Consider the following 8,124-nt stretch of genomic DNA (forward strand, 5'->3'; position numbering starts at 1 on the left):
TTTTGAAAAGGCATATTTTCAAAAGCAGCACATGCCGTAGGCGACAGCACAAAAAAGCCCCTGGCAGATACAAATATCCACACAGGGGCTTATCCACAAATCTGCCATAATTCACTGCTGATTACAGGGCGCTACGCAGGATAATATTTTCCCGTACAGGACTGTACGTCAATGGCAATAACGCCCGTCATCTTGAGCATGGATTCAGGATATGCCCTGCCGGTGTGGTGCGGCGCATACTTGGCCACAAAAGCATCCAGAACGGCGAGCTTCAGTTCGTAGTCTTCAACCAGGGCTGCCCTTCCTCTTATTATGACACTTTCATACGTGGTATTGGTATCACAGGGCAACTTATCATCATGTACAAGCCCGAGCATCTTCTCCACCTCAAAGCCCACGCGGGAATCTTTTTTGATGTTGGTCAGTTTTTCCCCCACGGCCAAACCGTGAATAAATATTTGCCCATGCAAAAGAACAAAATGTACGGGCGTGATATATGGAAAACCATCTCCCCCAATACTGGCCAGTCTGCCCACAGGTTCCGTGTTCAGCAGCGCGCGTATTTTTTCTTCAGCCAATGGATATTTTTTCATTCTTGCCTGCATAACTTCCCTCGCTTATGCTGTTTTGACCTCCATGATAGTTGAAAATATATATCTTTGAACAGGGACAGTTTTGCTTTTTTTAACCTGACGCTTTAAGCCGGTTCAGTCAGTAAGCCCGTCCGAGCCTTCAGATTTTTCGTAAGGCGCGGGTACGTGTGCATCGCGGAAAAAACCATGCTCTATCTGAATACTGCCGATAAAACACCACTCTACCAACAGCTTTATGAACAGATAAAAAAAGAAATCCTTACAGGATCAAGAGGCGCTGACACCAGCTTGCCCTCCATACGCGTCATGGCAAAGGAGCTGCAACTCGGCAAAAATACGGTTGAGAATGCCTATGCCCAGCTTGTTCTTGAGGGCTATGTGCGCGTGCGCCCCGGCAGCGGATACAGGGTGAATCGCGTATACAGCCACATGCATGCGACCGGGCTCCCCCGTGCCACCAGTCTGACCACGCCGGACGAAAAAAAACCGAGATCACAGGACCACATAGACTACGATTTCAATTACGAAAACCTGGACGCTTCAATTTTTCCTGCCGCCATATGGCGCAGGCTGATGGCCGACATTTTGTCGTCTCTTCATAAAAACAACCGCCAAACGGTTGCTATGCACGAATACGGAGATGCCTGCGGCAGTTTTTCCCTACGCAGGGAGCTGGCTTCCTACCTTTATCGCAGCCGTGGTGTCTGCTGTGCCCCCGAGCAGGTTATTATATGCAGCGGCCTACAGCCTTCGATCATTGCTGTCATGCGCCTGCTTCAAGACAAATGCGCGCTTGTTGCCATTGAAGATCCCGGTTATGCGGGAGCCAGAGCAGCCTATGAAATTTTCAACGCAGGCATACTTCCTGTTCCTGTAAATAGCGACGGCATAGACATAGAAAGCCTTGCGGCATCATCCGCCGGGCTGGTTCATATTGTGCCTTCGCACCAGTTTCCCACAGGGGTCGTCATGCCCATTTGCAGACGTATAAAACTTCTGGAATGGGCCATAAAAAATGACGGTTTTATAGTCGAAGATGATTATGACAGCGAGCTGCGCTATCATGGCCGGCCGATTCCTTCGCTGCAGTCCATAGATAAGAACGGCCGTGTCATTTATATGGGAACATTTTCAAAAGTACTTTCTCCGGGCATGCGCATGTCTTATATGGTGTTGCCTCCCTTACTCGCCGCCAGATTCCGCACTGTTTTTTCTGATTTCCAATGCACGGTTCCCTGGCTTGAGCAAGCGGTCCTGAGCAGTTTCATAAAACTGGGTCACTGGGAAAAACATTTAAGAAAAATATGCCTGCGCAAGAAAAAAAAGCATGACCTCTTTGTCCACACGGTTGACCGCCTGTTTGGCAAGCGCGTGCGTATGCACGGCCATAATGCCGGCCTGCATCTTTTACTGGAGTTTCCCGCAGGCCCGGACGAAGCAAGCCTTGTGGCAAAGGCCGCCACTTGCGGCGTGCGTGTATACCCTGCCTCGCCTTTCTGGCAGAACAAGGCGCACTGCCCTGCCAACTGCCTGTTCCTGGGCTATGGCACATTGACTGAGCCGGACATCGTCACGGCCCTGGAACGGCTTGAAAAAGTATGGTTCTTGCCCTGAAGGCAAGCAGGAATTACATCTTGAAAACAGGTAAGACGAATGCGGATGCCTGTGCTATGCCTTTGGCACTGGTGAGGTTTTTCATGAAAAAACTTTCAGATGCGACCATGTGGCAGGCGTTGCTAGACTGCGACCCGTCTTATGACGGACAATTTTTTTATGCGGTAAAAACCGTGGGCGCATACTGTCGCCCTTCTTGCAAATCGCGAACACCGTTGCGGAAAAATGTTTCGTACTTTCAGACCACGACCGAGGCGGAACAAGCCGGACTACGCCCGTGCAAACGCTGCCGTCCTGATCTGGAAAAATACGATCCCGCGGCACGTCTTGCCGGACAGGCCAGAGAGCTTATCGACTGCCATTTCAACAAACGCGATCGCCTGCAAGCCGAGCTTAAGCATCTCGGCATTTCGCAAAGCCATCTGGCGGTTGTTTTTCGGCAGCATTACGGCCTGACGCCCGTACAGTATCTTGGTCATGTTCGAAAACGGCAGGCCTGCGCGCTGCTGGAAAAAACAAACATGCTCATCACAGATATTGCGTCTGCCATAGGCTTTGAAAGCCTGGCTTCATTTTATGCGTTTTTCAAAAAACAAACAGGTACAAGCCCTGCGAAATTCCGGCAACAAGCACAACGTGCAGTAATCGCAGATTGACGCCTTTTCCCACATTGCCGCAGCAATACCGAAAAAAGGCATGTTGCCTGTGGCAATGCGCCGCCAACTGGAGCTATACCATGAAACATTTATGGTTTTACACCTTCCCCATCGGCAAGATCGGCATAGCTGAAAAAAATGGAGCCATCTGCCAGGTATTTTTCAGCACAGAGGCTCCGCCAAACGGCTTTACGCTACAAAAAAGCCCGGTTATCGAAAAAGCGGAATGCCAGCTTACGGAATATTTCGCAGACAACAGAAAAGAATTTGATTTGCCCCTGGACCTCGGCGGCACGGAATTTCAGGAAAAGGTGTGGCAGGCGCTACAGACCATTCCAGCCGGAGAAACGCGCAGTTATAAAGATGTGGCCGTCATGGTCGGCAAGCCCGGCGGGAGCCGTGCCGTGGGCATGGCCAACAACCGCAATCCGGTTGCCATCATTGTTCCCTGTCACCGTGTCATAGGGCATGACGGCAGCCTTACCGGGTATGCGGGCGGCCTCGCCATCAAGCAGTACCTGCTTGATCATGAAAAAATATGGCAACCAGAGAGAACTCATGCCCAATACACATTATTTTGAATACGGCGAAAAAGAAAAATCATGGCTTAAATCGCGCGATCCGGTGCTGGCCGCTGCTATGGAAGAAATCGGGCACATCCGGCGCGAAGTTGCACCGGACATTTTCAGCGCACTTTTAAATTCCATCGTGGGCCAGCAGATATCAACAAAAGCCCAGGCCACCATCTGGAAGCGCATGCGCGAACAATTCTGCCCCATAACGCCGGAACATATAGGGGAAATAAGCGCGGAAAGCCTGCAAACCTGCGGTATATCCATGCGTAAGGCAGCCTATATCAAGAGTATTACCGAGTCTGTGCTGGATGGAAGGCTGGACCTTGCCCGCCTGCCGTCCCTGACAGATGAGGAGATTTGCGCCCAATTGGTGCAATTGAAAGGCATAGGCGTATGGACTGCGGAAATGATCATGATTTTTTCCATGCAGCGGCCGGATATCCTGAGCTGGGACGATCTGGCAATTCAACGTGGCCTGCGCATGCTGTACAGGCATCGCCAGATCACCCCCGCGCTCTTTACCAGATACAAAAAACGCTATTCCCCCCATGCCACCACAGCCAGCCTGTATTTGTGGGCCATAGCCGGGGGCGCTTGCGCCGGCCTCAAAGACTACGCGCCGCCCAAAAAGAAAGTCAAACCTGCAACGCGGCAACCGGTCAAAAAGCAGAAAACGCAGAATCCGTAACAATTTTATCCGTTACGTGAGGGCGGCCGGAGAGCATCTCCCTCCTGATACGCCGCAACACTTCTGCCTTGCCAGAGCTTTGGGCGTGCTCACTCTTGAAATGCGCATCCGTCTGCAATCTGCATGATCAAGTATCGCAGCACACACAAGGTGAGCCAGGTTTGTCTTTAGCGGACCGGAAAGTTTATTTGCTACGAGCACACAAAACAAAGATGGGCCGCTTCGGACTATAGCCCGGAGCGGCCCGCGCAAAACGGCAAGGCAGTTGCCAGCCTGCAACAGAAAAAACTACTTACCAGCCATTATGATGAACCTTGTCCTCACGATAGCGGTCAACCTCGTCAAAAGGCTGCGCCGGATGCCCGGCCACAACCAGGGCCAGGATGTTGATCTCCGCAGGAATTTTCAACAATTGGCGTATAGGCTCCACTCTGTCTTCAAGCGGATGCAGGCCGCACCACACTGTACCGATATTTCTGCCGCGCGCTGCCAGCAGCATATTCTCCAGCGCGGCGGTGCAGTCCTGCTGCCAGTAGCGCGGCTCCTTGGCTTCAGCGGGATTGGCGCAGACCACAATGGCAAGCGGCGCTTCAGCGGCCATTTTTGCATGGGGATGACGATTGGCTATTTCCGCCAGCAGGGCCTTGTCGCGCACAACCACAAAATGCCAGGGCTGGCGGTTGTGGCCGCTGGGTGCAGCCATAGCTGCCCGCAACATGATTTCGAGATCTGCGTCGCTCACATCTGCGGACGTGAATTTGCGGATGCTGCGGCGGGTAAAAAGAGCTTCAAAAATGTCCATACGGTACTCTCCTGAAAAAAACTGTCTCACAATTCCAGTATGCATCATAACATGCAAAAGAAAAAGCTGGATATGCCTGCACTTCAGCGCGACCGGCACCATTGCACTATATTGATCTTTTTCATCGCTGGCCGTCATTGATAGCGAACTTTACGGCGTCACAGCCCCCAAATGCGCTTCAGTCCCCCTGAGGCATGTCCCGGTTGGGGTGCATATGCCAGATGTCGCAAGGGCATACTGCCGCGCAGATGCCGCAACCTGTGCAGCGCCTGGAATCGGCCATGTAGTCAAAACTTTCTTCTGTCTGTTTGCGCGTGATGGCTTTTTGCGGGCAGGACTTGATGCATATCTTGCAATCACGGCACGCCCCGGCGCTTGTCAGCGAACGGGCGGGCGAATTATCGAGCGAACAGCGCCCGGCCGATCCAAAGTTTTCCCACACAGGCACGCGCAGGCGATACTCCCCTACGGCAACAAGCCCGTTAACGGCAAAATCATCCGGGGCCACGTCACTGAAAATACCATTTTCAATCCACTCCCCGGCGCGGAATTGCGTCATGCAAAAAGCGCCTTCGCACCCATGCTGTTCCTGGGGCAATGGAATAATTTTTTGCCAGTGTTTCCATACGGAAAGCTCTTTGCGCAAGCGCGGCCTGTCAATAGCGGATAAAAACGCCTCCAGACCTGCATCCAGCCACGCAATATCGTCGTCAGTCAACGCACACACGCAGACATCAGGAGGAAGGCTGCTCACAGGGCCACGAAAATACACAACCCCGCCCACCATGCCCACACAGGGTCTTTCACCAAGAATGGACGGCATGGTCTGGCTTTCGTAGCCGCAAACCACCGCCTTGCCGCCTCCCATAAATTCAAAGGAAAAGCTGCCCACGCTTTTGAGCACCCATAATTCCGGCGGCTCATACATGGGGTCGTGCTTCATAAGCGATCCGGAGCGCGCGCCAGCGCGCCCGCCAATATAAATTGCTCCCGCAGCCGCGCAATGCCCCGCGGTATCGCCCGCATCACCACGCACAGTAATGCGCCCGCCCGCGTTGAGCCAGCCGACGTCAGCAGAAGCCGAACCTTCAACCAGCACTTCCGTATCCGGCAGACACATAGATCCCACACGCTGCCCGGGGTTGCTCACGGTAAACATGAGCTTTTTGCCATCCCTGTTCCATAAGGGACCGCCTATATCGTGCTGGCCCGAAGCCTTTATGTGAAAAACGGTCTCTCCCCTGTCAACGGCAGCTTCAATAGCCAGCAACAGATCCTGGGTGGACATGCGTTCATGATTGTGCAGCGTATTCATTCGCAGCATACTGTCATCCTCTTGCTAAAATCTAGCAGGCATACTGGATGCCCAGCTTGTCGGCAACGGCCCTGTCCGTAGTCACCAGTGCGTCTGAGCGCCCCACAGGCATGGAACTGTTGCCCACAGGCGCCAGCAGCTTGCGCAGTTCGGCGTCAAAGGCCAGCATGTAATCAACAATGCTCTGCGCGCCTCTGTCCACATCCAGACGTTTGACCAGTCGCGGGTCCTGAGTGCAGATGCCGGTGGGGCATTTGCCCGTATTGCAGGCATTGCAGCGGCCGTGCTCGTTGCCTACGCAGCCGAGTAACTGGATGAGTATCTTGCCTATGATAACCCCGTTGGCTCCAAGACAGATCATTTTAAAGGCATCGGCCGCTGCATTGCCCGAAAGGCCAACACCGCCGCCAGCCCATAGGGGAATCTGCCCCTGAAGGCCCTGGGCCACAGCAGCCTGATAACAATCGCGCAGCTTGGATACTATGGGGTGGCCCGTATGCTCCAGAGAGACTTCATTGGCTGCACCGGTTCCGCCCTGGATACCGTCAATAAAAAAGCCGCCGCAAATCCTGTAAGGGTCGCGCAGCAGGTTGTTATACACAGAAACGGATGTGGCGGAAGCCGCGCACTTGATCGCTACAGGAACGCGAAAGCCAAAAGCAGCGTTGAGAGAAAGGTGCATCTTCTGCACAGACTCTTCAATGGAGTAAAGCCCCTGATGGTTGGGCGGAGAATGCAGCGTGGTTCTGGGTACTCCGCGTATGGCCTGAATGTGCGGTGCTACCTTGGCCGCAGGCAACAGGCCGCCGTCACCGGGCTTGGCGCCTTGCCCTATTTTTATGAGCACTCCGGCCGGGTCGGCTTTCATGCGGGGCATGGCCCTGATAATGCGGTTCCAGCCGAAATGCCCCGAAGCTATTTGCAGAATCATGTATTTCAGTTGCGCTGATTCCAGCAGCTTGCCGGGCATGCCGCCTTCGCCGGAGCACATACGCACGGGCATGCCGCATTTTTCATTGAGATAGGCTGTAGCCAAAGCGATGGCTTCCCATGCCCGCGTAGACAGCGCCCCGATACTCATATCACTGAATATGGCCGGATAAATCCAGTTTACCGTGGGCGTTCTTCCTTCCAGCACAAGGCTTGTTCCCTCTATTCTGAGTGGCAGATCCCCCGCAGGCATGACACGGCCCAAAGGGGCGCGCATATCAAAAGTATGTCGTTCTGAATCCAGGGCCGGGTCCGTCATCTGGCTGATACGCCCGACGACAATGGCGTCAAGCGTGCGCGGCGTGGCAAGATTGCTGCGCCCGCCGCGCTTTATGGGGCCATGCTCCCGAGCCAGCAGAGCGAAGCGTTGGTCCATATTGCGCACGGGGCGTATGGCCCCGGTGGGGCAACTTTTTTCGCACATGCCGCATCCCACGCATGCATGGCGGATAGAGGGCTTTTGTTTGATAACAAGTGGGACGGCATATTCCTGAGCGGAATCCGGTGTCTTGCGTGACTGGGTACGACGGCGCACCCGCGACGGTTCAATGGCGGCAAAGGTGCAGGCAGCCACGCAGGAGCCGCACCTGGTGCACAGGTCCGGCCGATAATCTATCTTCCAGCACAGATCATTGACGCTGACATCCTGGGTTTTTACTGATTCCATCGCTGCACCGCCAGATCATTGTCGACTATCACCATCTCCCGCTCATGCGGATAAATATCTTCCGCCACATCACGGTCGGGCAAAATCGCGTTAAGCCCGCACACCTCAGAAGCAATGGCCACCATGCCCTTGTGGCGGCCGACAACCACGGGCCGCAATTTTTTTGAGTCGCAGCAGGTCATCATATTACCGTCAGGCAAAAGGGCGATGATGGCATTGGGACC

The 8,124-nt window shown here is 53.8% G+C and carries 8 protein-coding genes and 1 pseudogene; 4 read left to right on the forward strand and 5 right to left on the reverse strand.

Annotated features, from left to right (window positions below; genetic code table 11):
* Positions 1–131 precede the first annotated feature (131 nt).
* Positions 132–593 (reverse strand): pyridoxamine 5'-phosphate oxidase family protein, encoded by a 462-nt coding sequence (locus QZ377_RS11720; RefSeq protein WP_291441320.1) that lies wholly within the window; start codon positions 591–593, stop codon positions 132–134.
* A 186-nt stretch (positions 594–779) separates the two neighbouring features.
* On the opposite strand from QZ377_RS11720, the gene QZ377_RS11725 reads away from it, so the two are divergent.
* The 4 genes from QZ377_RS11725 to QZ377_RS11740 all read left to right on the forward strand — a co-directional run bounded on the left by QZ377_RS11725 (position 780) and on the right by QZ377_RS11740 (position 4,126).
* On the forward strand, positions 780–2,207 hold the full coding sequence (locus tag QZ377_RS11725; protein WP_291441321.1) for a PLP-dependent aminotransferase family protein: 1,428 nt from the start codon (positions 780–782) through the stop codon (positions 2,205–2,207).
* Positions 2,192–2,863: an Ada metal-binding domain-containing protein gene (locus QZ377_RS11730; RefSeq protein WP_291441322.1), complete on the forward strand. Its 672-nt coding sequence runs from the start codon at positions 2,192–2,194 to the stop codon at positions 2,861–2,863. The genes QZ377_RS11725 and QZ377_RS11730 overlap by 16 nt, the downstream gene beginning before the upstream one ends.
* Positions 2,864–2,943: 80 nt before the next feature.
* The gene (locus QZ377_RS11735; protein ID WP_291441323.1) at positions 2,944–3,444 is read left to right on the forward strand and encodes a methylated-DNA--[protein]-cysteine S-methyltransferase; all 501 of its coding nucleotides are present in this window, start codon (positions 2,944–2,946) and stop codon (positions 3,442–3,444) included.
* Positions 3,422–4,126 (forward strand): DNA-3-methyladenine glycosylase, encoded by a 705-nt coding sequence (locus tag QZ377_RS11740; protein WP_291441324.1) that lies wholly within the window; start codon positions 3,422–3,424, stop codon positions 4,124–4,126. Before QZ377_RS11735 ends, QZ377_RS11740 begins: the two co-directional genes overlap by 23 nt.
* Before the next feature lie 292 nt (positions 4,127–4,418).
* On the opposite strand, the gene QZ377_RS11745 is transcribed toward QZ377_RS11740, so the two are convergent.
* The 4 genes and pseudogenes from QZ377_RS11745 to QZ377_RS11760 all read right to left on the reverse strand — a co-directional run.
* Positions 4,419–4,928, reverse strand: coding sequence for a nitroreductase family protein (locus tag QZ377_RS11745; RefSeq protein ID WP_291441325.1), 510 nt, complete (start codon positions 4,926–4,928; stop codon positions 4,419–4,421).
* A 178-nt stretch (positions 4,929–5,106) separates the two neighbouring features.
* Positions 5,107–6,252: a 4Fe-4S dicluster domain-containing protein gene (locus QZ377_RS11750; protein ID WP_291441326.1), complete on the reverse strand. Its 1,146-nt coding sequence runs from the start codon at positions 6,250–6,252 to the stop codon at positions 5,107–5,109.
* A gap of 22 nt (positions 6,253–6,274) precedes the next feature.
* Positions 6,275–7,900, reverse strand: coding sequence for a glutamate synthase-related protein (locus QZ377_RS11755; protein WP_291441327.1), 1,626 nt, complete (start codon positions 7,898–7,900; stop codon positions 6,275–6,277).
* A pseudogene (locus tag QZ377_RS11760) lies at positions 7,888–8,124 on the reverse strand (glutamate synthase); the annotation flags it as partial. The gene QZ377_RS11755 and the pseudogene QZ377_RS11760, both read right to left, overlap by 13 nt.

This window comes from Desulfovibrio sp. (assembly GCF_019424165.1).
In the GTDB taxonomy this organism is placed as follows: domain Bacteria; phylum Desulfobacterota; class Desulfovibrionia; order Desulfovibrionales; family Desulfovibrionaceae; genus Desulfovibrio.